This window comes from Curtobacterium sp. SL109 (assembly GCF_026672405.1).
GTDB lineage: Bacteria > Actinomycetota > Actinomycetes > Actinomycetales > Microbacteriaceae > Curtobacterium.
The window spans coordinates 1,577,668-1,601,458 of record NZ_JAPPRB010000002.1 but is presented as its reverse complement, the minus strand read 5'-3'; the positions used below and the strand labels follow the sequence as shown (position 1 = coordinate 1,601,458).

Annotated in this window: 19 protein-coding genes and 1 tRNA gene; 8 read left to right on the top strand and 12 right to left on the bottom strand. The window is 71.8% G+C overall.

What is annotated here, in order from left to right:
* Window positions 1-142: 142 nt before the first annotated feature.
* Genes OVA28_RS09125 through OVA28_RS09105 form a run of 5 tightly spaced genes read left to right on the top strand, consistent with a single transcriptional unit; the run spans window position 143 to window position 5,844 of the window.
* Entirely contained in the window at window positions 143-1,483 is a 1,341-nt protein-coding gene (locus tag OVA28_RS09125) for an extracellular solute-binding protein (protein ID WP_194660637.1), read from the top strand.
* Window positions 1,483-2,529 carry a carbohydrate ABC transporter permease gene (locus OVA28_RS09120; protein ID WP_228504852.1) on the top strand — a complete coding sequence of 349 codons (1,047 nt, stop codon included), beginning with the start codon at window positions 1,483-1,485 and terminating at the stop codon, window positions 2,527-2,529. The genes OVA28_RS09125 and OVA28_RS09120 overlap by 1 nt, the downstream gene beginning before the upstream one ends.
* A gap of 25 nt (window positions 2,530-2,554) precedes the next feature.
* Window positions 2,555-3,445, top strand: coding sequence for a carbohydrate ABC transporter permease (locus OVA28_RS09115; RefSeq protein ID WP_194660636.1), 891 nt, complete (start codon window positions 2,555-2,557; stop codon window positions 3,443-3,445).
* Between the two features lie 6 nt (window positions 3,446-3,451).
* Window positions 3,452-4,759 carry a 6-phospho-beta-glucosidase gene (locus tag OVA28_RS09110; RefSeq protein ID WP_268096696.1) on the top strand — a complete coding sequence of 436 codons (1,308 nt, stop codon included), beginning with the start codon at window positions 3,452-3,454 and terminating at the stop codon, window positions 4,757-4,759.
* On the top strand, window positions 4,756-5,844 hold the full coding sequence (locus tag OVA28_RS09105; protein ID WP_268096695.1) for an N-acetylglucosamine kinase: 1,089 nt from the start codon (window positions 4,756-4,758) through the stop codon (window positions 5,842-5,844). Before OVA28_RS09110 ends, OVA28_RS09105 begins: the two co-directional genes overlap by 4 nt.
* A gap of 184 nt (window positions 5,845-6,028) precedes the next feature.
* Here the strand turns inward: OVA28_RS09105 and OVA28_RS09100 are convergent, their stop codons facing one another.
* The 9 genes from OVA28_RS09100 to mnmA form a co-directional block, all read right to left on the bottom strand.
* Complete coding sequence (locus tag OVA28_RS09100; RefSeq protein WP_268096694.1) at window positions 6,029-6,751, bottom strand: methyltransferase domain-containing protein; 723 nt, start codon at window positions 6,749-6,751, stop codon at window positions 6,029-6,031.
* Entirely contained in the window at window positions 6,748-7,875 is a 1,128-nt protein-coding gene (locus OVA28_RS09095) for a type III polyketide synthase (protein WP_268096693.1), read from the bottom strand. Before OVA28_RS09095 ends, OVA28_RS09100 begins: the two co-directional genes overlap by 4 nt.
* 89 nt (window positions 7,876-7,964) lie before the next feature.
* Window positions 7,965-9,467 (bottom strand): Asp-tRNA(Asn)/Glu-tRNA(Gln) amidotransferase subunit GatB, encoded by a 1,503-nt coding sequence (gatB, locus tag OVA28_RS09090; RefSeq protein ID WP_268096692.1) that lies wholly within the window; start codon window positions 9,465-9,467, stop codon window positions 7,965-7,967.
* A complete protein-coding gene (gene gatA / locus OVA28_RS09085) occupies window positions 9,467-11,014 on the bottom strand; it encodes an Asp-tRNA(Asn)/Glu-tRNA(Gln) amidotransferase subunit GatA (RefSeq protein WP_194660630.1) in 1,548 nt (515 codons plus the stop codon). Before gatA ends, gatB begins: the two co-directional genes overlap by 1 nt.
* Entirely contained in the window at window positions 11,011-11,310 is a 300-nt protein-coding gene (gatC, locus tag OVA28_RS09080) for an Asp-tRNA(Asn)/Glu-tRNA(Gln) amidotransferase subunit GatC (protein ID WP_071271805.1), read from the bottom strand. The genes gatA and gatC overlap by 4 nt, the downstream gene beginning before the upstream one ends.
* Before the next feature lie 164 nt (window positions 11,311-11,474).
* Window positions 11,475-13,853, bottom strand: coding sequence for a transglycosylase domain-containing protein (locus OVA28_RS09075; protein WP_268096691.1), 2,379 nt, complete (start codon window positions 13,851-13,853; stop codon window positions 11,475-11,477).
* 190 nt (window positions 13,854-14,043) lie between these two features.
* On the bottom strand, window positions 14,044-15,354 hold the full coding sequence (locus OVA28_RS09070; protein WP_268096690.1) for an alpha/beta hydrolase: 1,311 nt from the start codon (window positions 15,352-15,354) through the stop codon (window positions 14,044-14,046).
* A 233-nt stretch (window positions 15,355-15,587) separates the two neighbouring features.
* On the bottom strand, window positions 15,588-17,942 hold the full coding sequence (gene ligA, locus OVA28_RS09065; protein WP_268096689.1) for an NAD-dependent DNA ligase LigA: 2,355 nt from the start codon (window positions 17,940-17,942) through the stop codon (window positions 15,588-15,590).
* 88 nt (window positions 17,943-18,030) lie between these two features.
* On the bottom strand, window positions 18,031-19,137 hold the full coding sequence (gene mnmA / locus OVA28_RS09060) for a tRNA 2-thiouridine(34) synthase MnmA (protein ID WP_268096688.1): 1,107 nt from the start codon (window positions 19,135-19,137) through the stop codon (window positions 18,031-18,033).
* A gap of 43 nt (window positions 19,138-19,180) precedes the next feature.
* On the opposite strand from mnmA, the gene OVA28_RS09055 reads away from it, so the two are divergent.
* The 3 genes from OVA28_RS09055 (at window position 19,181) to OVA28_RS09045 (ending at window position 21,434) form a co-directional block, all read left to right on the top strand.
* The gene (locus tag OVA28_RS09055) at window positions 19,181-20,488 is read left to right on the top strand and encodes an MFS transporter (protein WP_268096687.1); all 1,308 of its coding nucleotides are present in this window, start codon (window positions 19,181-19,183) and stop codon (window positions 20,486-20,488) included.
* 63 nt (window positions 20,489-20,551) lie between these two features.
* Window positions 20,552-20,634, top strand: a tRNA-Leu gene (locus OVA28_RS09050).
* A 113-nt stretch (window positions 20,635-20,747) separates the two neighbouring features.
* Complete coding sequence (locus OVA28_RS09045) at window positions 20,748-21,434, top strand: DedA family protein (RefSeq protein ID WP_194660625.1); 687 nt, start codon at window positions 20,748-20,750, stop codon at window positions 21,432-21,434.
* Window positions 21,435-21,474: 40 nt separating this feature from the next.
* On the opposite strand, the gene rdgB is transcribed toward OVA28_RS09045, so the two are convergent.
* The 3 genes from rdgB to murI all read right to left on the bottom strand — a co-directional run bounded on the left by rdgB (window position 21,475) and on the right by murI (window position 23,708).
* Window positions 21,475-22,065 (bottom strand): RdgB/HAM1 family non-canonical purine NTP pyrophosphatase, encoded by a 591-nt coding sequence (rdgB, locus tag OVA28_RS09040; RefSeq protein ID WP_268096686.1) that lies wholly within the window; start codon window positions 22,063-22,065, stop codon window positions 21,475-21,477.
* Window positions 22,062-22,793, bottom strand: coding sequence for a ribonuclease PH (rph, locus tag OVA28_RS09035; protein ID WP_194660623.1), 732 nt, complete (start codon window positions 22,791-22,793; stop codon window positions 22,062-22,064). The genes rdgB and rph overlap by 4 nt, the downstream gene beginning before the upstream one ends.
* A 75-nt stretch (window positions 22,794-22,868) precedes the next feature.
* Entirely contained in the window at window positions 22,869-23,708 is an 840-nt protein-coding gene (murI, locus tag OVA28_RS09030; RefSeq protein ID WP_268096685.1) for a glutamate racemase, read from the bottom strand.
* Window positions 23,709-23,791: the final 83 nt, after the last annotated feature.

Here is a 23,791-nt window from a genome sequence, read left to right as displayed (position 1 = left end):
ACCCGCACCACTCGAGGCACATCCACCCCAGCCCTGTCACAGGGCTCTTCGTCGCGCCCGGAACCGGGCCCGCCGCACGGACGACGTCCGCGCGGTGGGCGCCACCCGGGCACGCGGAGCGAGACCAGAGAGCGAGTACCGCATGTCACTCCCCCGTCCCACCATCCGGCGGATCGTCACCGCGACCGCCGTCGCCGCCACCGGCGCCCTCGTGATGGCCGGCTGCAGCTCCGGCAGCAGCGCGGCGTCGATCGACGAGTCCGCGCCCAAGGAACTCAAGGGCACCGTGTCCCTGTGGCACTTCTTCACCGGTCGCGAGGCCGGCGTCGTGAAGAGCGCCGTCGACGGCTTCGAGAAGGCCAACCCCGGGGTGACGGTCGACATCCACGCGGGGCAGGACGACGAGAAGCTGCAGAAGGCGATCTCCTCGGGCCAGAACATCGACGTGGGGCTGTCGTACTCGACCGCGATCGTCGGCAGCTTCTGTTCCTCCGGTGCCTTCCGCGACCTGTCGCCGTACATCAAGCGCGACAAGGTGGACCTCTCCGACATCCCGAAGGCCGTGCAGGGCTACACGGCCTACAAGGGCAAGCGGTGCACGCTCCCGGCCCTCGCCGACGTCAGTGCGCTGATGTACAACAAGGCGGCGTTCGCGAAGGCGGGGATCACCACGCCGCCGAAGACCCTCGACGAGCTCAAGGCGGACGGCCTGAAGCTGACGACGTACAACGCCGACGGCTCGATCAAGCAGCTCGGCTTCAACCCGCTCATCGACTTCTACGAGAACTCGCCCGAGCACTTCGCCCCGATGATCAACGGCACCTGGCTCGACAAGCAGGGCAACAGCGAGATCGGGACCTCCGCCGCCTGGAAGAAGCTGATCACGTGGCAGAAGGGCTACGTCGACGCGATCGGCTACGACAAGCTCAAGGCCTTCACCTCCGGCCTCGGGCAGGAGTTCGCCGCGGACAACGCGTTCCAGACCGGCCAGGTCGCGATGCAGATCGACGGCGAGTACCGCACGGCGTTCATCAAGGACCAGAAGCCGGACCTCGACTACGGCACCGCCCCCACCCCGGTGCTCGAGGGTGTCGGCAACTACGGCTCGACCTACATCGCCGGCAACGTGGCGGGTGTCGCGAAGGGCTCGAAGAACCCCGAGCTCGCCTGGGCACTGCTGAAGTACCTGTCGACGAACACGGACGCGCAGGTCACGCTCGGCAACGGGCTGAAGAACATCCCGACCATCACGTCCGCCCTGCAGTCCCCCGACCTCGAGGTGGACGCGAACTACAAGACCTTCGTCGACGTCGCCGGTGACCCGAAGACGATCACCTCCCCCGCGACCGCGGACGGCGCCGCCTACATCGGCACCTTCACGAAGTTCTGGCAGGCGTACCAGCAGAACGGCGGGGACCTCGACGCCAAGCTGAAGAAGCTGGACTCGGACATCGACAACGCGAACCAGCTGGCGGGTCCGTGATGAGCGCGCCCACCAGGACCGCCTCCGGCCGGGAGGCTCGGCTCGGCCGCTCCTCGCGGCCCGCGGACCCGACGGGGTCCGGCGCAGCGCCCACTCCGGCACCGCCCCGTCGGCGCCGCTCCGCCGAGTCGCGCCGCCGTCTTGTCGCACTCGGCATGCTGGCACCGGCCCTGGCGGGCCTGGCGGTCTTCTTCGCCTACCCGCTCGTGGCATCGGTCTTCTACTCGTTCACGCGGTACAACCAGCTGCAGGAACCGCAGTTCGTCGGACTGCTCAACTACCGGTTCCTGTTCACCCAGGACCCGCAGATCGGCCCGGCGGTCCTCAACACGATCTGGTTCGTCGTCATCCTGGTACCGGTCCGCATCGTCTTCGGCCTGCTCGTCGCGGGGCTGCTCAGCCGCGCGAAGACCATGACCGGGTTCTGGCGGACGCTGTTCTACCTGCCCGCCCTGGTGCCGCCGGTGGCGAGCGTCGTGGCGTTCGTGTTCCTGTTCAACCCCGGCACCGGGCCGGTGAACCAGATCCTGCGGGTCTTCGGCATCGACGGTCCGCTGTGGTTCAACGACCCGTCGTGGTCGAAGCCCTCGCTCGTGATCCTCGGCGTCTGGGTGATGGGCGACATCATGATCATCTTCCTGGCGTCCCTGCTCGACGTGCCGCGCGACCTGTACGAGGCCGCGTCGCTCGACGGCGCGACCGGGATGCAGCAGGTCCGACACATCACGCTGCCGACCATCTCGCCGGTGATCGGGTTCGCCGCCGTGACCGGGGTGATCGCCGCCCTGCAGTACTTCACCGAGGCCGCGGTCGCGTCGAGCGTCGCGTCCGGCAAGGCCACGATCGGCGGTGGCACGGCGGCACTGCTCGGGTACCCGGGCACGTCGCTGCTGACCTACACCGAGCTGCTGTACCAGCACGGGTTCGCGAACTTCCAGTTCGGGTACGCCTCCGCGATGGCCGTCGTGCTGTTCGTGGTCACCGCCGTCGTGCTCGTGTTCACGCTGCGACGAATCTCTGTCTTCAGGCCGGAGGCCGACCAATGAGCACTGCCCGTCCTGAGGAGTCCTGATGACCGCCGTTTCCCAGTCCCCGCTCGCCCGAGCACCACGCGGCGCCGCTCCCCGAACCGGGAAGCCCCGCCGCAACGCGCTCCTGTGGGTCGCCGAGCACGCCGCACTCGTCGCGGTCGGTGTCCTGACGATCGCGCCGATCCTGTTCGTGGTCCTGACGTCGCTGATGTCGAGCAACCAGGCCCTGACGGCGTCGATCATCCCGAAGCCGTTCGACCTGAGCAACTACGGCAAGGTCTTCACGCAGCTGCCGCTCGCGCAGTGGTTCGGCAACTCGGCGCTGTACGCCGTGCTCGCCACCGCGTTCATGCTCGTCAGCTCGGTGCCCGCGGCGTACGCGCTCGCCCAGATCAAGTTCAAGGGCGCGAACCTCGTCTTCACCGTGATCATCGTCGCGATGCTCCTGCCCCCGCAGGTCACCGCGGTGCCGGTCTACGTGATGTGGTCGCACCTGCACCTGACCGGCACGCTGTGGCCGCTGATCCTGCCGAACCTGCTCGGGGACGCGTTCAGCATCTTCCTGCTCCGGCAGTTCTTCATGACCATCCCGAAGGAGTACGGCGACGCCGCACGCATCGACGGCTGCGGTGAGTGGCGGGTGCTCTGGCGCGTGATCGTGCCGATGGCCCGACCGGGCATCGCGTCCGCCGCCATCTTCATGTTCTTCCACTCGTGGAACGACTACTACGGCCCGCTCCTCTACGCGTCCGAGAACCAGGCCGCCTGGCCGGTGGCGTACGGACTGGCCACGTTCCGCGGACAGCACGGCACCGACTGGTCGATGACGATGGCGATGACCGTCGTCGTCATGGTCCCGGTCGTCGTCATCTTCTTCTTCGCACAGAAGGCATTCGTCGAGGGCATCGCGCTCACCGGCGTGAAGGGATAAGCACCAGTGAAACTCACAGTCGTCGGTGGCGGTTCCACCTACACCCCCGAACTCGTGGACGGCTTCGCCCGGCTCCGCGACCAGCTCCCGATCGACGAGCTCTGGCTCGTCGACCCCGACCCCGTCCGCCGGGAACTCGTCGGCGGTGTGGCCAAGCGGATGTTCGCGCACGCCGGCCACCCGGGCACCGTGCACGTCACCGACGACGTCGTCGCGGGCGTGACCGACGCCGACGCCGTGATGTTCCAGCTCCGCATCGGCGGGCAGGCGGCACGGCAGCAGGACGAGACCTGGCCGCACGAGGCCTGCTGCATCGGGCAGGAGACCACCGGGCCCGGCGGCTTCGCGAAGGCGCTGCGCACCGTGCCCGTGGTGCTCGAGTACGCCGAGCTCGTCCGCAAGCACGCCAAGCCCGACGCCTGGATCGTCGACTTCACGAACCCGGTCGGCATCGTCACGCGGGCACTGCTCGAGGCCGGGCACCGCGCTGTCGGGCTGTGCAACGTGGCGATCGGCTTCCAGCGGCGCTTCGCGAAGGAGTTCGGCGTCGCCCCGGACCACGTGCGACTCGACCACGTCGGGCTGAACCACCTGACGTGGGAGCGCGGCGTGCACGTCACGGGTGCCGACGGGTCCTCGCGCGACGTCATCGACGAGCTGCTCAGCCCGGACGGCGGCGCCCTCGCCCGGATGTCCGAGAGCGTGCACATGGGCGAGGACCTCATCCGGCTCCAGCACGCGATCCCCTCGTACTACCTGCGCTACTTCTACAGCCACGACGTCGTGCTCGAGGAACAGCTCCACGAGCCCACCCGTGCCGAGGCCGTGATGGCGACCGAACGGGCACTGCTGGCGAAGTACGCGGACCCGTCCGTCGTCACGAAGCCGGTCGAGCTCGAGCAGCGCGGCGGTGCGTACTACTCCGAGGCCGCGATCGACGTGCTCTCCTCGATCCTCAGCGACCGCGGCGACGTGCAGGTGCTCAACGTCCGCAACGACGGCACCTTCCCGTTCCTCCCCGACGACCACGTCATCGAGGTCCCGGCGCGCGTCACCCGGCAGGCGATCACCCCGCTGCCCGTGCGCCCGCTCGACCCCGACATGGCGGGGCTCGTCGCCCACGTCGCCGGCTACGAGCGCCTCGCCCTCGACGCGGCCGTGCACGGCGGCCGCGACCGGGTGCTCCGCGCGATGTGGGCGCACCCGCTCGTCGGCCAGCTCGACAAGGCCGAGAAGCTGACCGACCTGCTGCTGGCCGCGAACGCGGACCACATCCCGTGGGCGCGATCGGAGCAGGTCTCGTGGGCGGGTTGAGCCGAGCCGGCGAGGCGGGGACGGCCCGAGCCTCCCGTCCGGCGGCTCCCCCATGGACCGCCGCACCGCAGGCGGCGGACGTCGTGCTCGCCGTCGACGGCGGCGGCAGCAAGACCGACGTCGTCGCGGTCGCCCTGGACGGCTCCATCGTCGGCCACGCGCGCGGCCCCGGCTCGAACCCGCAGACCCGCGGGTGGGAGCTGGCGGGGCCGATCCTCGACGACGTGCGCGGACGGGTGGTGCGCTCGCTCGGCGGTGCCCGGATCCTGACCACGCACGTGTACCTGGCCGGGCTCGACCTGCACGACGAACTCGTCGCGGCCGAGGCGGCCCTGGCTCACTGGGCCGACGACGGCGGCGCGCCGGACGTCCTCGACAACGACCTGTTCGCGCTGCTGCGGGCGGGCACCTTGTCGCCGGACGCCGCCGCGGTCGTGTGCGGCACCGGCATCAACGCCCTCGCGGTCCGTGCTGACGGCGAGACCTCCCGGTTCCCGGCGATCGGCGACGTCTCCGGCGACTGGGGTGGCGGCGCCTACCTCGGCAACCGGGCGCTCTGGCACGCGGCACGCGCCGAGGACGGTCGTGGCCCGGCGACGGCACTCGAGGCCGCGGTGCCGGCGGCACTCGGGCTCGACACCGTGCGCGCGGTCACCGAGGGCATCCACTTCGGCCGGCTCGACCCGGGCGTGGTGAACCGGCTCTGCCCCGTGCTGTTCGCGGTCGCGGGAGCCGGTGACGCCGTCGCCGCCGGGGTCGTGGCCCGCCAGGCGGAGGAGATCGTCCTGCTGGCGGCCGTCGCGCTCGAACGGCTCGGACTCGGCGGGTCGGCAGCGGTGCCGGTGCCCGTCGTGCTCGGCGGGGGCGTGCTCGCGGCGCGGCACCCGCTGCTCGTCGACGCGGTCGTGGACGGCCTGGCCGCCCGGGTCCCCGGCGCGGTGCCCACCTGGGTGACGGTCCCGCCGGTGCTCGGTGCGGGGTTCGCGGCGCTGGAGTCCGTCGGCGCGGGGGCCGCGGCGCTCGAGCGGTACCGCGCGGCGGTGCTCTCGCAGGAGTTCGCGTCGACGACGTCCCTCATCCGCTGAGCGGGCCGCCGCGCGGGCGCCGCCCGGCGCGGCCCGGCCCGGCCCGGCCCGCGCTGCCCGAGTCTCGGCCATGCGGACACGATCCGGCGTACGAACGCCGCGACTTGTCCGCATGGCCGAGTCTCGACGCGGCTGCGGTCGCGACAGTGCGCGGCCGTCGCGACCGCGCACGCTCGCGCGCGGCTCAGGCGTCGCGGATCGCGAGCACGCGGTGCGGGGCCGCCTGCTCGGCACGCCACCCCGACGGCAGCGCAGCGCTGAGCTCCGGCACCGTGAAGCTCCGCCGGATCGAGCGCAGCCCGTCCACGCGGACGAACGTGCCCGCGGAGACCAGGGTCGACCCGAGCGCGTAGGCCCGGTACGCGGCAGCCGACCGGCGGATGTCGGAGTGCAGGCTCCGAGTGGTCGCGAGCGCCTCGGAGTCGGCGAGGAACCCGGCGCGTTCCTCGTCCCCGAGGTGGTGCAGCACGTGGTTCGACACGACGACGTCGAACCGCTCCCCTGACGTCACCAGGTCACCGCTGGACTGCTCGCGGAAGGTCACGCCCCGGGGTGCCCGCCGGGTCGCGGCGTCGATCGCGCGCGGGTCCGGGTCGACGCCCACGACCTCGACGTCGAAGCCGTCGCTCGCCGCCCACCGCGAGATGGCGCGGGCGAGGTCTCCGCCACCGCAGCCGAGGTCGAGCACGCGTCCCTGGCCGTGCGCCGGCAGCGCGGGCACGACGTGCGTCCGCCACACCGACCGCCAGCCGCTGACGAGCGCGTTCACCAGGGCGAACCGCCGGAAGGTCCGCGCGAGCGCTCGCGGATCGCAGTCCGGGTCGTCCATGAGTTCGCGGAGCTCCAGGTCGCGGACGCGCAGGTCGACGGCCAGGAGGCTCGCCCCGCCGTCGTCCGGTCGGCTCACGACGCGACCGTGGCCAGGTCCAGGGCCTCGCTCGCCACCGCGACGGACGTCCCGACCGCGGTGAGCGCGGCGCTCTCCACCGTGAGACCGGGGCCGAACGCGAGCGCGACGACGGGGGTCCCGTCCTCGATGCCGGCGTCGAGGGCGTGGCGGAGGACGAACAGCACGGTGGCGCTCGACATGTTGCCGTGGTCGCGGAGCACGGCGCGGCTGCTCACCATCGCCGAGTCGGGCAGCCCGAGGGCGTCCTGCGTGCGGTCGAGGATCGCGCGTCCGCCGGGGTGGACCGCCCACACGGGGACGTCGGCGGCAGGACCGTCGAGCAGCGGACCGACGGCCTCGGCGACCGTGGCGCCGACGAGCTTCGGGACCGCGGTGCTGAGGACCATCTCGAAGCCCTCGTCGCCGATGTTCCACGCCATCTCCGAGGCGCCTTCGGGCACGACGGTCGTGGCGAACGCGTCGAGCCGCAGCCCGGAACCGTCCGCGGTCACGACGGCAGCGGCCGCACCGTCACCGAAGACGCTGTTCGCGACGATCTGGTCGGGGTCGTCCGACGCGCGGACGTGCAGCGTGCAGAGCTCGGCGCACACGACGAGCACCACGGCGGTCGGGTCGGCCTCGGCGAACGCGGCGGCGCTCCGCAGTGCCGGGAACGCGGCGCAGCAGCCCATGAACCCGATGTGGTGCCGGAAGACGGTGCGGCGGAGACCCAGCTCCGCGACGATCGCCAGGTCGGGGCCGGGCTGGGTGAAGCCCGTGCACGAGACGGTCACGACGTGGGTCACGTCGGCGGCGTCGACCCCGGCACGCTCGAGGGCGTCCCGGGCGGACTCGACGAACAGCGCCGGTGCGAGCTCGCGGTACCGGTCGTTCCGCGTGCCGGTGGACGGCGAGTGCAGGACCCCGTCGGCGTCGCGGAAGGTGCCGGGCGCAGCGGCACTGTCGAGCTCACCGAGGACCGTGTGCCGGTGCTCCACCGCGGAGGCGTCGAACGCGGCGGGGACGATCCGGCTGCCGAGTCGTCCGAGGCCCGGCTGGGCGGAGAAGAGGTCCCGCACGGCGTCCTGCTGGAGGGTCGTGGTGGGGACGGCGGTCCCGATGGCGCGGATGGTTGCTGACACGCCTCATCCTGTCACCGGGTCGTGTCCAGGTGCTCAGGAACGACGGAGGCACCCGGCGCGTCGCCGGGTGCCTCCTGTGGTGTCCGCCGCTACGCCTGAGCGCGCTCGAGCACGAGCTCACGGACGCGGGCGGCGTCCGCCTGGCCCTGCATGGCCTTCATGACCGCACCGATGATCGCGCCGGCGGCCTGCACCTTGCCGTCGCGGATCTTCGCGAGGACGTCGGGCTGGGCCGCGAGTGCCTGGTCGACCGCGGCGGTGAGGGCCGAGTCGTCCGAGACGACCTTGAGCCCGCGGGACTCGACGACGGCGGACGGGGAGCCCTCTCCGGCGATGACGCCCTCGAGCACCTGGCGTGCGAGTCGGTCGGTCAGCTCGCCGGACTCGACGAGCGTGATGAGCTCCGCGACGTGCGCGGGCGACACCAGTTCGGCGGGGGTGGTGTCGCGGGAGTTGGCGACGCGGCTGATCTCGCCGGTCCACCACTTGCGCGCCGACTGCGGTGCGGCACCGGCGGCGACGGTGGCCTCGACCTCGTCGAGCAGCCCGCCGTTGACGACGTCCTGGAACTCCAGGTCCGCGAAGCCCCAGTCGCCCTTGAGCCGACGGCGCCGGGCCACGGGGGCCTCGGGCAGGGCGGCACGGAGTTCCTCGATCATCGCGGGGTCCGGGACGACCGGCAGCAGGTCGGGCTCGGGGAAGTAGCGGTAGTCGTCGGCGTCCGACTTCGGGCGTCCGGCCGATGTGCGCCCGGTGTCCTCGTGCCAGTGCCGGGTCTCCTGCGTGATCGTCCCGCCGTCGGCGAGGATCGCCGCCTGGCGCTGGATCTCGTAGCGGATGGCCCGCTCGACGGCACGGAAGGAGTTGACGTTCTTCGTCTCGGTGCGGGTGCCGAGCTTCTCCTGGCCCCACGGACGCAGCGAGATGTTGGCGTCGCAGCGCAGGTTGCCGCGCTCCATGCGGGCCTCGGACACCCCGAGGGCACGGACCAGGTCGCGGATGACCTGCACGTACGCGGCGCCGAGCTCCGGCGCGCGGTGGGCGGCCCCGACGATCGGCTTCGTGACGATCTCGACGAGCGGCACACCGGCGCGGTTGTAGTCGACGAGCGAGTACTCGGCGCCCTGGATGCGGCCGGTGGCACCGCCGACGTGCGTCAGCTTGCCGGCGTCCTCTTCCATGTGGGCGCGCTCGATCGGGATCTGGAACAGCGTGCCGTCGGCGAGCTCGACCTCGACCTCGCCCTCGTAGGCGATGGGCTCGTCGTACTGGGAGATCTGGTAGTTCTTCGGGTTGTCCGGGTAGAAGTAGTTCTTCCGCGAGAACCGCGAGGACTCGGCGATCGAGCAGCCGAGGGCCAGGCCCAGGCTGACCGAGAAACGCACGGCCTGCTCGTTCACGACGGGGAGCGACCCGGGCAGCCCGAGGTCCACCGGCGTGACGTTCGTGTTCGGCTCGCCACCGAAGAAGTTCGGGGCGTCGGAGAACATCTTCGTCGCGGTCGCGAGCTCGACGTGGACCTCGAAGCCGAGGACCGGTTCGAAGCGCTCCAGCGCCTCGTCGAAGTCCATGAGTGCGTCCTTGGCGGCCATCAGACCACACCTTCCTCTGCTGCCGACTGCTGACCGAGGTCGAGGTCGGGGATCCGGGAGATGAGCGGAGCGCCCCACTGCTGCTCGAGCAGGCGCTCGAGGGCGGCGCCGTAGCGGTAGAGCCGGGCGTCCTCACGCTGCGGGGCCATGAGCTGGATGCCGGTCGGCAGGCCGTCCTCTGGAGCCAGACCGTTCGGGATGCTCATCCCGGGGACGCCGGCCAGGTTCGCCGGGATCGTGGTGAGGTCGTTGAGGTACATCGACAGCGGGTCGTCGATCCGCTCGCCGAGCGGGAACGCCGTGGTCGGTGCCGACGGGCTGATGAGCAGGTCGACCTGCTCGAACGCTGCGTCGAAGTCGCGCTGCACGAGCGTGCGGACCTTCTGCGCGCTGCCGTAGTAGGCGTCGTAGTACCCGGCGCTCAGGGCGTACGTGCCGAGGATGATGCGGCGCTTGACCTCTGGTCCGAAGCCGGCTTCACGCGTGGCGGCCATGACGTCCTCGACCGTGGCGCCGCCCTCGGGCGTGACCCGCAGGCCGAAGCGCACGGAGTCGAACTTGGCGAGGTTCGAGGAGGCCTCGGCCGGGAGGATCAGGTAGTACGCGCTGATGGCGTACGCGAAGCTCGGGGCGTCGATCTCGACGACCTCGGCACCCGCTGCCTGCAGGATCGCGACGGACTCCTGGAAGCGCTGCACGACGCCCGCCTGGAAGCCGTCGCCGCCGGCGAGCTCCTTCACGACGCCGACGCGCAGGCCCCGGAGGGTGTCGGCCTGCAGCCCGTCACGCGCGGCAGCGGCGAACGAGGGCCATGCGTCGCGGATCGAGGTGGAGTCCTTCGGGTCGTGCCCGCCGATGACGTCGTGCAGGAGCGCGGCGTCGAGGACGGTCCGCGCGACCGGTCCGACCTGGTCGAGGCTGGACGCCAGTGCGATGGCGCCGTAGCGGCTCACCCCGCCGTAGGTCGGCTTGACGCCGACGGTGCCCGTGACGGCACCCGGCTGGCGGATCGAGCCGCCGGTGTCCGACCCGAGGGCGAGCGGGGCTTCGTGTGCGGCGACCGCGGCGGCTGACCCACCGCCGGACCCGCCGGGGATCCGGTCGAGGTCCCACGGGTTGTGCGTCGGTCCGTACGCGGAGAACTCGGTGGTCGAGCCCATCGCGAACTCGTCCATGTTGGTCTTGCCGAGCGGCACCAGGCCGGCGCGGCGGAGCTTGAGCACCGTGGTGGCGTCGTACGGCGGCACCCAGCCCTCGAGGATCTTCGACCCGGAGGTCGAGGGCATGTCGATGGTGCAGAGCACGTCCTTGATGGCGACCGGCACGCCAGCGAGGGGGCCGAGGTCGTCACCGGCGGCGCGGCGCGAGTCGATCGACTTCGCGACGCCGAGGGCGTTCTGGTTGACGTGCAGGAACGCGTGCACGTCGCCGTCGACGGCGGCGATGCGGTCCAGGTGGGCCTGGGTGGCCTCGACGCTGGAGACGTCGCGCGCCACGAGGGCGTCGGCGAGCGCCGCGGCGCTCAGCTTCGTGATGTCGTCGGTCACTGCTCTTCTCCAAGGATCGCCGTCACGCGGAACCGCTCGCCGTCGGAGTCGGGGGCGCCGGACAGCGCCTGCTCCTGGGTCAGCGTCTCGCCGACCACGTCGGGTCGGAGGACGTTCGGCAGCGTGACCGGGTGGCTGGTCGCGGGGACGTCCGGCGTGGCGACCTCGGTCACCTTCGCGACGCTGTCGACGATGTGCGACAGCTCCCCGGTCAGCTTCTCGATCTCGTCGGGCGTGAGTGCGATACGTGCGAGGTTCGCCAGGTGGGCGACCTGCTCGCTCGTGATGTCAGGCATGGTGCTCCGTCGATCGGTTCGTCATGTGCGCACCAGTCTATTGGGCGGGTCGAGTGGGGTCCGGACGCCTGTGGACGACGGGGCCGACCCGTGCCCTGGGGAGGACCGCCTGGAGGCCCGGTGCCGGTCCACCGGACGGGTGTCGGGCCTCCAGGCGGTCGCCGTCAGTGCCCGGAACCGGCACCGGCGACCGCACCGGCGACGGCTGCGGCAGCGGATCCGGGAGCCGGGGCTGCGCCTGCAGCGGCCCCGGCGGCCGGGGTGGTGCCACCGGCCGGGGTGGCCCCGGCAGCCGGGGTGCCGCCGGCCGCACCAGCACCGTCTGCCGCACCACCAGCAGCACCGCCGGCAGCACCGGTCGCGGCCGCTCCACCGCTCGCGGCTGCCCCGGGCGCGGCCTTCGCGTGCGCCGGCGTCCCGATGAGCGCCTGGTCCGGAGCCGGCAGCGCGTCCCCGCCGACGTGCGCGTCGAGGTAGCCCATCATCGACTTCGCGACCCCGAACTTCGCGCTGTACCCGGTGGTGCCCTGCAGGAACGGCCAGTTCGCCAGGTGGACCGAGCCCAGGACGTTGCCGATCCAGGTCGCGTTCGTGTACTTCGTGCTCGACGCGACGAGCCAGTTCTGCACGTCGCCGTCGGTGGTGCCCGTCTTGGCGAACTTCGGCGTGCTGTCCCCGGGGTTCGCGGTCGCGGCGGTGCCCTTCCCGCTCAGTACGCCCTGCAGCGCGTAGTCGACGGTGCCGGCGACCTCGGCCGAGACGCCCCGCGTGCACGACGCCGGGGTCGGGGTGATCTTCGTGCCGTCGGCGGTGGTGACGGAGTCGATCGCGGTCGGGGTGCACACGGTGCCGCCGTTCGCGAACCCGGCGTACGCCTCGGCGAGGTCGATCGGCGACAGCTCGTTCACGCCGAGGATCGAGGACGGGGTCTGGCCGAGCGCGGCACCGTCGGCGCGGTGGATCCCCATCGACTTCGCCAGCTCGGCGATCTTGCACAGGTCGAGCTGCTTGCCCATCGCGCCGAACGCGGTGTTGATGGACTCGGTCGTCGCGTCCTGCACGGTCATCGATGCGGGGACGTTCTCGGCGTTCGCGACGGGCCAGGTGCCGCCGGAGACGTTCTCGCACGAGTTCGTGAACTCGGAGTTCTGGAAGGTGTGTTCGGTGGTCGGCACCGACTCGGACAGCGTGTGCCCGCTCGCCAGCCACTCGGCGAGCGTGAACACCTTGTAGGTCGACCCGGTCTGGAACCCGGTCGAGTTGCCGAAGCCCTCGTCGGCGCTGTAGTTCACCGCGGTCTGGCCACGCGTCGCCGAGTCGGACTGGGTGTAGGTCGTGTTCTGCACCATCGACAGGATCCGACCGGTGCCGGGCTCGACGGTGACGTTCGACCCGCCTGCGTCGACGCCCGCCATCGTCGTGGGGACGTACGAGGACAGCGCGTTCTGCGCCTGCCCCTGCAGGTCCAGGTCGAGCGAGGTGTGGATCTGCAGCCCCTTCGTGTCGAGGGTCGCGATGCGGTCAGCCGCCGTCGTGCCGAAGGCCGGGTCCCGCAGCACCTGGGCACGGACGTAGTCGCAGAAGTACCCGGCGTCGTGGTCCGTCGCGGCGGCGGAGCAGCCGTTCGCGGTCTGCGTGACGTGGGGCTGCACCGGCGTCGCGATCGCCTGCCGTGCCGCTGCCGCGGTGATCGAGTGGTGCGCGGCCATCCGCCGCAGCACGTAGTCGCGACGCTGCTTGGTGGCCTCGTACCCGTTCGCCGACCCGTTGTCCGCGTCGGACGGCTGGTCGATGCGCAGGTTCGCGGGGTTGTTGAGGATCGCGACGAGGGTCGCCGACTGCACCAGCGAGAGGTCCTTCGCGTGCACGCCGAAGTAGTACTCGGCGCCGGCCTCCGCGCCGTAGACCCGCCCGCCGAGCCCGACGATGTTGAGGTACCCGGTCAGGATCTGCGTCTTCGTGTACTTCTTGTTCACCGCGATCGCGTAGCGGATCTCCTGCAGCTTGCGCTGGGGCGTGACCCCGGCGGCGTCGTGGTAGCAGGCGTCGATCTTCGCCTGCGTCGCCGCGGCGTCCTTCCCGGTCAGCTGCTCGCACTGCTGCACGAGCACGTTCTTGACGTACTGCTGGGTGATGCTCGAGCCGCCCTGGACGTCCCCACCGACTGCGGTGGCAGCAGCGCCACGGAGGGTGCCGATCACGTCGATGCCGCCCTCGTCGTGGAAGCGCGGGTCCTCGGTGTCGATCGCGGCCTGCTTCAGGGTCGACGCGATCTGGTCGGCACGCACGATCGTGCGGTTCTCGGCGTAGAAGGACGCGATCTTGACCTGCTGCCCGCCCTGCTCGGCGTACACCGACGACACCTGCTGCGGCGTCTGGACGTCGAGGTAGCTCGGCAGGTCCTCGAAGAACGCCGCCGCACCCGACGTCCCCTCGCCCGCGACGGCGACCGCCGGGGTCACCGCGACCGCGACGAGCAGACCGGCGAGCGCGGACATCACGACGAACATCAGGAGGGCGCCGGGCCACTGGACTACATGCATGGTCCGCACGGTAGGGAGCGGTCCTGGGTCGGGGCCGCTCCATCGGCCGCCGTGGCTGCACCGCCGCTCAGGTTCTCCTCCAGGTGCGGTCCGTCACCCCCGCGGATCGGCCTGGAGGCTGGGCTCGGGCCCGTCCCGGCGCGCGCGGTCACGATCCGGTCACGTCCGCCGGAGGGGCGGTCAACGCAGGTCAGTCGCGGGGCTGCAGGTCCTGTGGGCGGACGAGGTACATGTCGGGTGAGGCCTGCACGACGCCGTCGCCGCGGCCGCCGCCGTGCCGCACGCCGTCGCGGACCAGGTCGCCACGCCCCACGGCGATGAGGGCGACGTCGTGCAGCGACGCCGTGCCGGGCTTGAGGTAGTCGTTGTGGCCGACCGGTCGGCGGAACGCGTCCCCGGCGTCCTCCGGGTCGACGCCCCCGGCCAGGTCGAGCACCGTGGAGCCGAACCCGGCGGAGCCCGGGTCGGTGCCGAAGTACCCGGACCCGGCGACGGGGTCCCAGTGCGCTCCCCCGACGAAGACCTGCCCGGCGGCGACGGCGAGGTCGGAGGCGTTCCGGACGTCGCTGCCCGGGGACCCCAGCACGGTGAGGCTGTCGGCGCTCATCCGTCCGGACGCCAGCGCCATGAGGGCCGTCGTCGACCCGTACGAGTGCGCGACGATCCCGAGCCGGGGCTGGGCGCCGTCCCGGACCTCCCGGAGACCGCCGACCGCCCGTTCGAGCCGGACGGCGCCGCTCCTGGCGAGGTCGAGCGAGAGGATGTTCGACAGGTCGGGCGTGCGGTAGCCCATCCAGGCGACGACCGCGACGCCGGTGCCCGCTGCCGGGGCCGCGACGGGCGCGAGGGTCGCCTGTTCGCCCCAGAGGGTGTTCGCGGTGTTCGTGAAGTCGGCCATCTGCCCGGTCACGGTGAAGAACATCCCGGGGACGACCACCGTGACGTCGGCGGCGGTGTCGAGGTCACCGATCGCGATCGCCGCCCGCCCGGCACCACGCGTGTCGAGGGTGATGAGGGAGCGACGGGCACCGGTGGCCTCCTGCACCAGGGCGTCACGGACCTGTCCGAGCATCGCCACCCGGGACGCGTCCGCGTGCGGGTCACGCAGCCCCGCGTCGAGCACGGCGCGGTTCGCCCGGCCGCGGACGGCGTACGGGACCCCCTCGAGATTCCCGACCACGACGGGTGCGTCCTGTTCGAGCCGCGTCTGGTCGGCACCGCGGAGGCCGGACCACCACGTCGCGACCGTCGCCGGCGCGGGCGGGTCGTCCATCGCCGTCGCCACGACACGGTCGTCCCGGTCGGCGGCGGCGAGGGTGTCCGGGGCGAGCGACACGAGGTCGTCGAGGTACGGACGGCCACGCGAAGCTGCGAGGTCGGCGAGCGTGGTTCGTCCCCCGGTCATGACCAGCCCGGGCGCGGTTCCTGGATCATGCGGATCGGCGGCCACGTGCACTGCGGAGTGCGCGGTGACCACGGGCGCGATGGACGTCTCGAGCACTCCGAGAGAGTGGATCGAGGCGGTGAACAAAGCAGCGGCGACGAACAGCAAACCGGTCTCCCCCGGGAAGGCCATCCTGTCGTCTCCCTGCAGACGACAGGTGATGCTCTGTCGAGTCTACGGAGAATCGGGCAGATCAGCCCGTGCTCGTTGCAACTTGTACCCCGAATTGGGGACCGGGTTCCGGCGCGTCGAAGCGTGCGCTCGAGGCCGGAACGTGCTTGTCCGGCGGGTCAGTCCTGCTCGGGCGCGTCAGCGGAGTCGTCGGTCTCGGGCTCGACGGGGTCGCCGAGTGCCGCCGGCCCCTCGGTCACCAGCAGTGCGAACTGCTCAGCGTCGATGATCCGCAGGCCCAACTGCTCCGCCTTCGTCAACTTCGAGCCGGCGCCGGGACCGGCCGCGACGAAGTCCGTCTTCTTGCTCACGCTCGACGCCGCCTTGCCGCCGGCGGCGATGATGGCCTCGAGCGCGCCCTCGCGCGTGTACCCCTCCAGGGAACCCGTCGCGACCACCGTGACGCCGCTGAGGACGCCGCCGTCGGTCGTCGCAGCGCCCGGACCGGGGTGCCCCGGGGTCGTGAACTGCACGCCGGCCGCGGTCCACCGGTCGACGATGTCGCGGTGCCAGTCGACCGCGAACCAGTCGAGGAGGGCGTCGGCGATGATGCCGCCGACGCCGTCGACGGCCGCGAGGTCCTCGCGCGAGGCCGACCGGATGGCGTCGAGCGACCCGAAGTGGTTCGCCAGCGCCCGGGCCGCGACCGGGCCGACGTGCCGGATGCTCAGCCCGACGAGCATGCGCCACAGGGGCTTGGTCTTGGCGGCGTCGATGTTCGCGAGCATCTCGAAGGCGTTCTTCGACGGGTACCGGCTGGGCTCGCCGGTGTAGTCAGCACCGCGGGCGTCCGGGTCGAAGGGCGGGTCGGTCTTCTTGCGCGCACGACTGAACGGGGTGACGCGCTTGGGGACACCGGCGTCGTCGGTCTTCTGCATGCCGGTCTCGGCGTCACGGACGATGACCTCGATCGGGACGATGTCCTCCATCGTCAGGTCGAACAGCCCGGCTTCGGTGTCGAGTGGCGGGTCCTCGGGCGCGAGCGGCTGGGTCAGGGCCGACGCGGCGACCTCGCCGAGGCCCTCGATGTCGAGCGACCCGCGGGACGCGATGTGCTCGACGCGACCGCGGACCTGCGCGGGGCAGCTCCGGGCGTTCGGGCAGCGGAGGTCGATGTCCCCCTCTTTTGCCGGGGCGAGCGTGGTGCCGCACTCCGGGCACTCGGTCGGCATCACGAACTCGCGCTCGGTGCCGTCGCGGAGCTCCTCCACCGGGCCGAGGACCTCGGGGATGACGTCCCCGGCCTTCCGCAGCACGACGGTGTCGCCGATCAGGACGCCCTTCGCCTTCACGACCTGCTGATTGTGCAGCGTGGCCTGGCGCACGACGGACCCGGCGACCTCGGCCGGCGCCATCACGGCGAACGGGGTGGCACGGCCCGTGCGACCGACGCTGACGACGATGTCCACGAGCTTCGTGTGGACCTCTTCTGGCGGGTACTTGTAGGCGATCGCCCAGCGGGGCGCCCGGGACGTCGAGCCGAGTTCCTCGTGCAGCCCCAGGTCGTCGACCTTGATCACGATGCCGTCGATCTGGTGTTCCACGGCCGACCGCCGTTCGCCGTAGTCCTGCACGAAGGCGAGCACGTCGTCGATGCCGTCGAAGACCCGGTGGTGCGTGCCGGTGGGCAGCCCCCACGTGTGCAGGAGCTCGTAGACCTCGGACTGGGAGCGGACGTCGGTGTCCCGCTCGAGCTCGGCGACGGGCCAGGCGCCGATGCCGTGCACGAGCATGCGGAGGCGCCGCAACCGGTCCACCATCAGCTCGCGCTTCGCCGGGGACTTGCCCTCTTCCTTCTGGCGGAGGGACCCGGCGGCGGCGTTCCGCGGGTTGGCGAAGAGGCGCTCCCCCGCGTCGCGCTGCCGGGCGTTCAGCTCGTCGAACTGCTCGACGGGGAAGAAGATCTCGCCACGGACCTCGACCAGGGGCGGGTGCCCGGTGCCGCTGAGGCGGTCGGGGATCGTGCCCATCGTGCGCACGTTGCCCGTGACGTCCTCGCCCACCACGCCGTCGCCGCGGGTGGCCGCCGTGACGAGCCGACCGTGCTCGTAGCGCAGGTTGATCGCCAGGCCGTCGATCTTCAGCTCGGTGAGGAACCGGACGCGCTCGGCGCCGGCGTCCCGCTGCACCTTGACCGCCCAGTCGGTGAGCTCGTCCGGGCTGAACACGTTGTCCAGGCTCAGCATCCGCTCGGCGTGCTCCACCGGGGCGAACTGCGTCGTCTGCGCCTGCCCGCCGACCGTCTGCGTGGGGCTGTCCTCGGTCAGGAGCTCCGGGAAGCGCTGCTCGACCGCGGCGAGCCGGTGCATGAGCGCGTCGTACTCGGCGTCGCTCGCCGGGGAGGCGTTGTCCTCGTAGTACCCGTGCCGCAGCTCGTTGACCAGCGCCCGCAGCCGGTCGACCTCGCGCTGCCCCTGGGCGGCGTCGAGCTCGGCGGGGTCGATGGTCTCGAACGTGGCGTCGGTCTCGCTCATGCAACAGTTCTACAGGGAGCCACCGACCCTGGCGTCAGCGGCCACGCACCCCGGGAGCGGCGGCTCGGGCCCAGGGACAGGCCCCGGGTCAGGCCTCGACGGGGACGGCGCTGACCGTGGTGTCGATCGTGCACTGGCCGAGCACCCGCGTGCCGACGTAGACCACCGCGGTCTGGCCGGGGGCCACCCCGTGCAGCGGCTCGTCGACGTCGATGACGAGCGTGCCGTCGTCCACCCGCGCGGTCGCGGGCACCGGGTCGGCGTGCGCGCGGATCTGCACGTCGCAGGCGAAGGGGGTCGTCGGGTCGGCGGGAGCGGAGCCCGCCCAGGTGAACCGGGAGCCGGCCATCGAGGACACGGCGAGCGCCTCCTTCGGTCCGACGACGACGGTGTTGTCCTTCGGGCGGATCTCGAGCACGAACCGGGGCTTGCCGTCCGGTGCCGGCCGACCGAGCGCCAGCCCGCGGCGCTGTCCGACGGTGTAGCCCGTGGCGCCGTCGTGCGCGCCGACGACCGTGCCGTCACGCTCCACCACGTCACCGGGTGCGGTCCCCACGCGGTCGGCGAGCCAGCCCCGGGTGTCGCCGTCGGGGATGAAGCAGATGTCGTAGGAGTCGGGCTTCTGCGCGACCGTCAGGCCCCTGGCCGCGGCCTCGGCTCGGACCTCGTCCTTGGACGGGGTGGCCCCGAGGGGGAACATCGCGTGCTGGAGCTGCTCGGCCGTCAGCACGCCGAGCACGTAGGACTGGTCCTTCGCCCACGCCGCGGAGCGGTGGAGCTCGCGGGAGCCGTCGGGCCCGGTGACCATCGAGGCGTAGTGCCCGGTGCAGACGGCGTCGAAGCCGAGGGCCAGTGCCTTCTCGAGGAGCGCGGCGAACTTGATCCGCTCGTTGCAGCGCATGCAGGGGTTCGGGGTGCGACCGGCCTGGTACTCGGCCACGAAGTCGTCGACGACGTCCTCCTTGAACCGCGCCGAGAAGTCCCACACGTAGTACGGGATCCCGAGGGCCGACGCGGCGCGCTGGGCGTCCATCGAGTCCTCGATGGTGCAGCACCCACGGCTGCCGGTGCGGAGGGTCCCGGGCATCCGGCTCAGCGCCAGGTGCACCCCGACCACGTCGTGGCCGGCATCGACCGCCCGGGCCGCGGCCACCGCCGAGTCGACACCACCGCTCATCGCCGCCAGAACACGCATGCGTCCAGGGTAACTCCGCCCCGGGCGTAGCGTGGAGTCCGCGATGACGACTGCCGAGCCCTCCCCCTTCGACTTCAAGGCCGTCCTGCTGTCCGGGTTCCTGCCCGCCGCGCTCTTCGCGATCGGCGAGGGCGCCATCATCCCGATCATCCCGATCGCCGCCGACTCCCTCGGGGCCAGCCTGGCGATCGCCGGGTTCGTCGCGTCGCTCATCCTGGTCGGTGAGCTCATCGGCGACGTGCCGTCCGGCGTCGTCGTGGCGCGGATCGGCGAGCGCAACGCGATGATCGGCGCCGCGCTGGTCTCCGTCGTCGGCCTGGTCGTCTGCACGGTCGCGCCGAACCCCGTCGTGCTCGCGGTCGGGGTGTTCCTCGTCGGGCTGTCCACCGCCGTGTTCGCCCTGGCCCGACACGCCTACATGACCACCGCGATCCCCCTCGCCGTCCGGGCCCGGGCGCTGTCGAGCCTCGGCGGCGTCTTCCGCTTCGGGTACTTCGTCGGCCCGTTCATCGCCGCCGGCGTCGTCCACCTCACCGGCACCACCCAGAGCGCGTTCTGGATCCACGTCGTCTGCTGCCTCGCGGCGGCGGTGACCCTGCTCGTGCTGCGCGACCCCGCGACGGGCGTGCGCGGTCTGCGACGGCCGAGCCGAGCCTCCCGTCCGGACCGACAGGACGGGCGCGACGATGGGTCGACCGCCGCCGGCGACGCGACCGACACGGGCGCGGTCCTGGTGCAGCAGGAGTCGCACGGCCTGTTCCGCACCATCGCCGCGAACCGGGCCGTGCTGCTGCGACTCGGCAGCGGGGCGGGCCTGATCGGTGCGATGCGTGCCGGGCGGCAGGTGATCCTGCCGCTCTGGGCGGTCAGCGTCGGGCTCGACGACGCGACCGCAGCCCTGGTCATCGGCATCGCGGGTGCCGTCGACTTCGCGCTGTTCTACACGAGCGGCCAGATCATGGACCGGTGGGGACGGCTCGCGAGCGCCCTGCCGTGCATGCTCGGGCTCAGCATCAGCTACTTCCTGCTCGCGTGGAGCGGGCACCTCGATGCCCGGGTGGGGTGGTTCGTCGGGATCGCCATGGGGATGTCGCTGGCGAACGGCGTCGGGTCCGGGATCCTGATGACGCTCGGGGCGGACCTCGCCCCGCGGGGGAACCCGGCACCGTTCCTCGGGGCGTGGCGGTTCACCGGCGACCTCGGGCAGGCCGCGGCACCGCTCCTCATCTCGGGCATCACGGCCGTGGCCACGATCGCCGTCGCCAGCGGGGTGATGGGCGTGCTCGGACTCGTCGGGGCCGGCGTCCTGCTCCGCTACGTGCCGCGGTACCTCCCCCGTCGCCTGCGCTGAGCGCTCGGCGACCCCGGAGCGCTGAGCGCTCGGCAGCCCCGGCTCGGTACGCTGTCGGTGCTCGCGGGAGTGGTGGAATCGGTAGACACGCAGGATTTAGGTTCCTGTGCTCAGGCGTGAGGGTTCGAGTCCCTCCTTCCGCACCAGTGCTGCGTCCTCCCGCATCTCGTCCGATCGGAGGACCGGCCGGACACGCCCGCGCTGTACCCTCGTCCTGCGGGTGACCCTCCCGTCTCCGCACCAGCACGACGGAAGAAGCATGCACAGCGTCGCACTCGCCCTGATCCCATGGCTGGATCCGCAGTACATCCTCGACCACTTCGGGGCCGTGGCCGTGCTCGTGGTCTGCGCGATCGTGTTCGCCGAGACCGGCCTGCTGATCGGCTTCGTGTTCCCGGGCGACAGCCTGCTCGTCATCACCGGCCTGTTCGCGTTCGACCGCGGCGGGGAGATCGGCGGGATCCCGATCTGGGTCGCCGCGCTGATGATCGGCGCGTCCGCGTTCCTCGGTGGTGAGCTCGGCTACCTCATCGGCAAGAAGGCCGGGCCGCCGATCTTCGAGCGCAAGGAGAGCGGTCTGTTCTCCAAGGCGAACGTCGACCGCACGAACGCCTTCTTCCACCGCTTCGGCGCCCTCGCCGTGATCCTCGCGCGCTTCGTGCCCGTCGTGCGCACGTTCGCGCCGATCGCCGCCGGTGTCGGGCGCATGAACTACAAGAAGTACTCGCTGTACAACGCCGTCGGCGCGGTCATCTGGGGCGTCGGCGTGACGTTCCTCGGGTACTTCATCGGGCACATCCCGTTCGTGGCGCACATCGTCCGCGAGTACATCGACGTCATCCTGCTCGCCGCCGTCGTCGTCACGGTCGTGCCGATGGTGCTCACCTACGTGCGGAACGTGCGCAAGGCGAAGAAGCACGAGCAGGGCATCTCCACCGCCGAGTAGCGCCGGTCGCGGCGGCGGCGCACCGGCGCCGCCGCCGCGCCTACGCCGTGAAGTACTCCCGCACGATCGGGGCGATCCCCCGGAACGCCTTGGCCCGGTGCGAGAGCGCGTTCTTCTCCGCCCGCGTCAGCTCCGCCGAGGAGCGGTCCGCGTCGTCCGGCTTGAAGACGGGGTCGTACCCGTGGCCGCCGTCCCCGACGGGCGCGGTGAGGACCTCGCCGTTCCACACGGCCTCGACCACGTGCTCGACCCCCGCGGGCGTGACGAACGCCGCGGCGCAGACGAAGGCCGCCGTGCGCTCCACGACACCCTCGAGGTTCGTCAGCAGCAGCGCGATGTTGTCCGCGTCCGACCGGGTGCCCGCATAGCGCGCCGAGTGGATGCCCGGCGCTCCGCCGAGCACGTCGACCGCGATGCCTGAGTCGTCCGCCAGCGCGGGCAGCCCCGTGTGCGCGACCGCTGCACGCGCCTTGATCAGCGCGTTCGCGGCGTAGGTGTCGCCGTCCTCGACGGGCTCGGGCCCGTCGTAGCCCTGCAGCTCCACGCCGTCGCCCAGGGCGTCGCCGAGGATGTCCCGCAGCTCGACGACCTTGCCCTGGTTGTGGGTGGCCAGGACGACGGCGCGGCTCACGCGAGCCCCAGTGCGGTCTTCTGGATGGCCGCGAGCGAGGTGTTGCCGGCGAGCCCGAGGTCGAGCAGCACGTTCAGCTCGTCACGGTCGAACGGCGCGTGCTCCGCGGTGCCCTGCACCTCGATGAACTTCCCCGAACCGGTCGTGACGATGTTCATGTCCGTGTCGGCGCTGGAGTCCTCGGTGTAGGCCAGGTCGAGCATCGGCTCGCCCTTGACGATCCCGACGGAGATGGCCTGCACGCTGTCCGTCAGCGGCGTCGCCTTCTTCGCGATGAAGCCCTTGCCGCGGCCCCACTCGATCGCGTCGGCCATCGCCACGTAGGCCCCGGTGATGGACGCGGTGCGGGTGCCACCGTCGGCCTGGAGCACGTCGCAGTCGAGCACGAGCGTGTTCTCGCCGAGCGCCTTCATGTCGACGACCGCGCGGAGCGAGCGCCCGATGAGCCGCGAGATCTCGTGGGTGCGGCCCCCGACCTTGCCCTTGATCGACTCGCGCTGCATGCGCTCGTTCGTCGAGCGCGGCAGCATCGAGTACTCGGCGGTGACCCAGCCGCTGCCCTTGCCGGCCATCCAGCGCGGCACACCGTTGGTGAAGGACGCGGTGCAGAGCACCTTCGTGTTGCCGAACGAGATGAGTGCGCTGCCCTCGGCCTGGGTGCTCCATCCGCGTTCGATCGTGACGGGACGGTGTTCCTCGGCCTGGCGGCCGTCGATGCGGGTGGTCATGGTGTTCCTCTCGGTCCGGCCTGGAGGCTCGGTGCGGGTGGTCGGGGCGGGCAGCGGCAGGCGGCTGGTCGCCGCTCAGAGCCGCCCGCGGGGAAGCGTGATGGCGCCGGTCTGGAGGTGGCCGACGTTGACGATCTCGGGGCCGAGGAACCGGCGGGCGAGCCGCAGGAAGGCGTCCTCGTCGTCGCCGGTGGCCTCGAACGCGTAGCTCGGGGGTTCGGTGGTGGTGCGCTCCAGGCCGTGTTCGACCAGGCGGCGGTAGACGTCGTTCGCGGTCTCCTCGGCACTCGACACCAGGGTGACGTCCGGCCCCATCACGTACTGGATCGCGGCGGACATCAGCGGGTAGTGGGTGCACCCGAGCACGAGGGTGTCGACGTCGGCGGCCCGGATCGGCGCGAGGTACCCGGCGGCGACCTCGCGGAGCCGGGGCGAGGAGGTGTCCCCGGCCTCGACGAACTCGACGAACCGCGGGCAGGCGGCGAGCGACAGGGTGACGTCGGCGGCGACCGCGAAGGCGTCCTCGTACGAGCGGGACGCGATCGTGCCGACCGTGCCGATGACGCCGATCCGGCCCGTCCTGGTCTGCTTGACGGCGGCACGGGCCGCGGGCTGGATGACCTCGACCACGGGGATGCCGTACGCCTGCTCGTAGCGTTCCCTGGCGTCGCGGAGCACCGCGGAGGACGCCGTGTTGCACGCGATCACGAGGGCCTTCACGCCCTGCTCGACCAGGTCGTCCATGACCTGCAGCGCGTAGCGGCGGACGTCGGCGATCGGCTTCGGGCCGTACGGGGAGTGCAGGGTGTCCCCGACGTACCGGATGCTCTCGCGCGGGAGCTGGTCGATGATCGCGCGGGCGACCGTCAGGCCACCGACGCCGCTGTCGAAGACTCCGATCGGTGCATCCGTCACGGCGACCAGCCTACCGACGCGCGCCGACGTGCCGGGCGTCACCCGAGCCTCCCCCACCGGCACGGCCGGGCCGCCGCTGGCGC

What these genes read in the sequence shown, in the direction of transcription:
- OVA28_RS09125 (WP_194660637.1), top strand. Translation starts at nt 143, where the DNA reads ATGTCACTCCCCCGTCCCACCATCCGGCGGATCGTCACCGCGACCGCC.
- OVA28_RS09120 (WP_228504852.1), top strand. Translation starts at nt 1,483, where the DNA reads ATGAGCGCGCCCACCAGGACCGCCTCCGGCCGGGAGGCTCGGCTCGGC.
- OVA28_RS09115 (WP_194660636.1), top strand. Translation starts at nt 2,555, where the DNA reads ATGACCGCCGTTTCCCAGTCCCCGCTCGCCCGAGCACCACGCGGCGCC.
- gatB (WP_268096692.1), bottom strand. Translation starts at nt 9,467, where the DNA reads ATGGCCGCCAAGGACGCACTCATGGACTTCGACGAGGCGCTGGAGCGC.
- gatC (WP_071271805.1), bottom strand. Translation starts at nt 11,310, where the DNA reads ATGCCTGACATCACGAGCGAGCAGGTCGCCCACCTGGCGAACCTCGCA.
- OVA28_RS09075 (WP_268096691.1), bottom strand. Translation starts at nt 13,853, where the DNA reads ATGCATGTAGTCCAGTGGCCCGGCGCCCTCCTGATGTTCGTCGTGATG.
- ligA (WP_268096689.1), bottom strand. Translation starts at nt 17,942, where the DNA reads ATGAGCGAGACCGACGCCACGTTCGAGACCATCGACCCCGCCGAGCTC.
- mnmA (WP_268096688.1), bottom strand. Translation starts at nt 19,137, where the DNA reads ATGCGTGTTCTGGCGGCGATGAGCGGTGGTGTCGACTCGGCGGTGGCC.
- OVA28_RS09055 (WP_268096687.1), top strand. Translation starts at nt 19,181, where the DNA reads ATGACGACTGCCGAGCCCTCCCCCTTCGACTTCAAGGCCGTCCTGCTG.
- OVA28_RS09045 (WP_194660625.1), top strand. Translation starts at nt 20,748, where the DNA reads ATGCACAGCGTCGCACTCGCCCTGATCCCATGGCTGGATCCGCAGTAC.
- rph (WP_194660623.1), bottom strand. Translation starts at nt 22,793, where the DNA reads ATGACCACCCGCATCGACGGCCGCCAGGCCGAGGAACACCGTCCCGTC.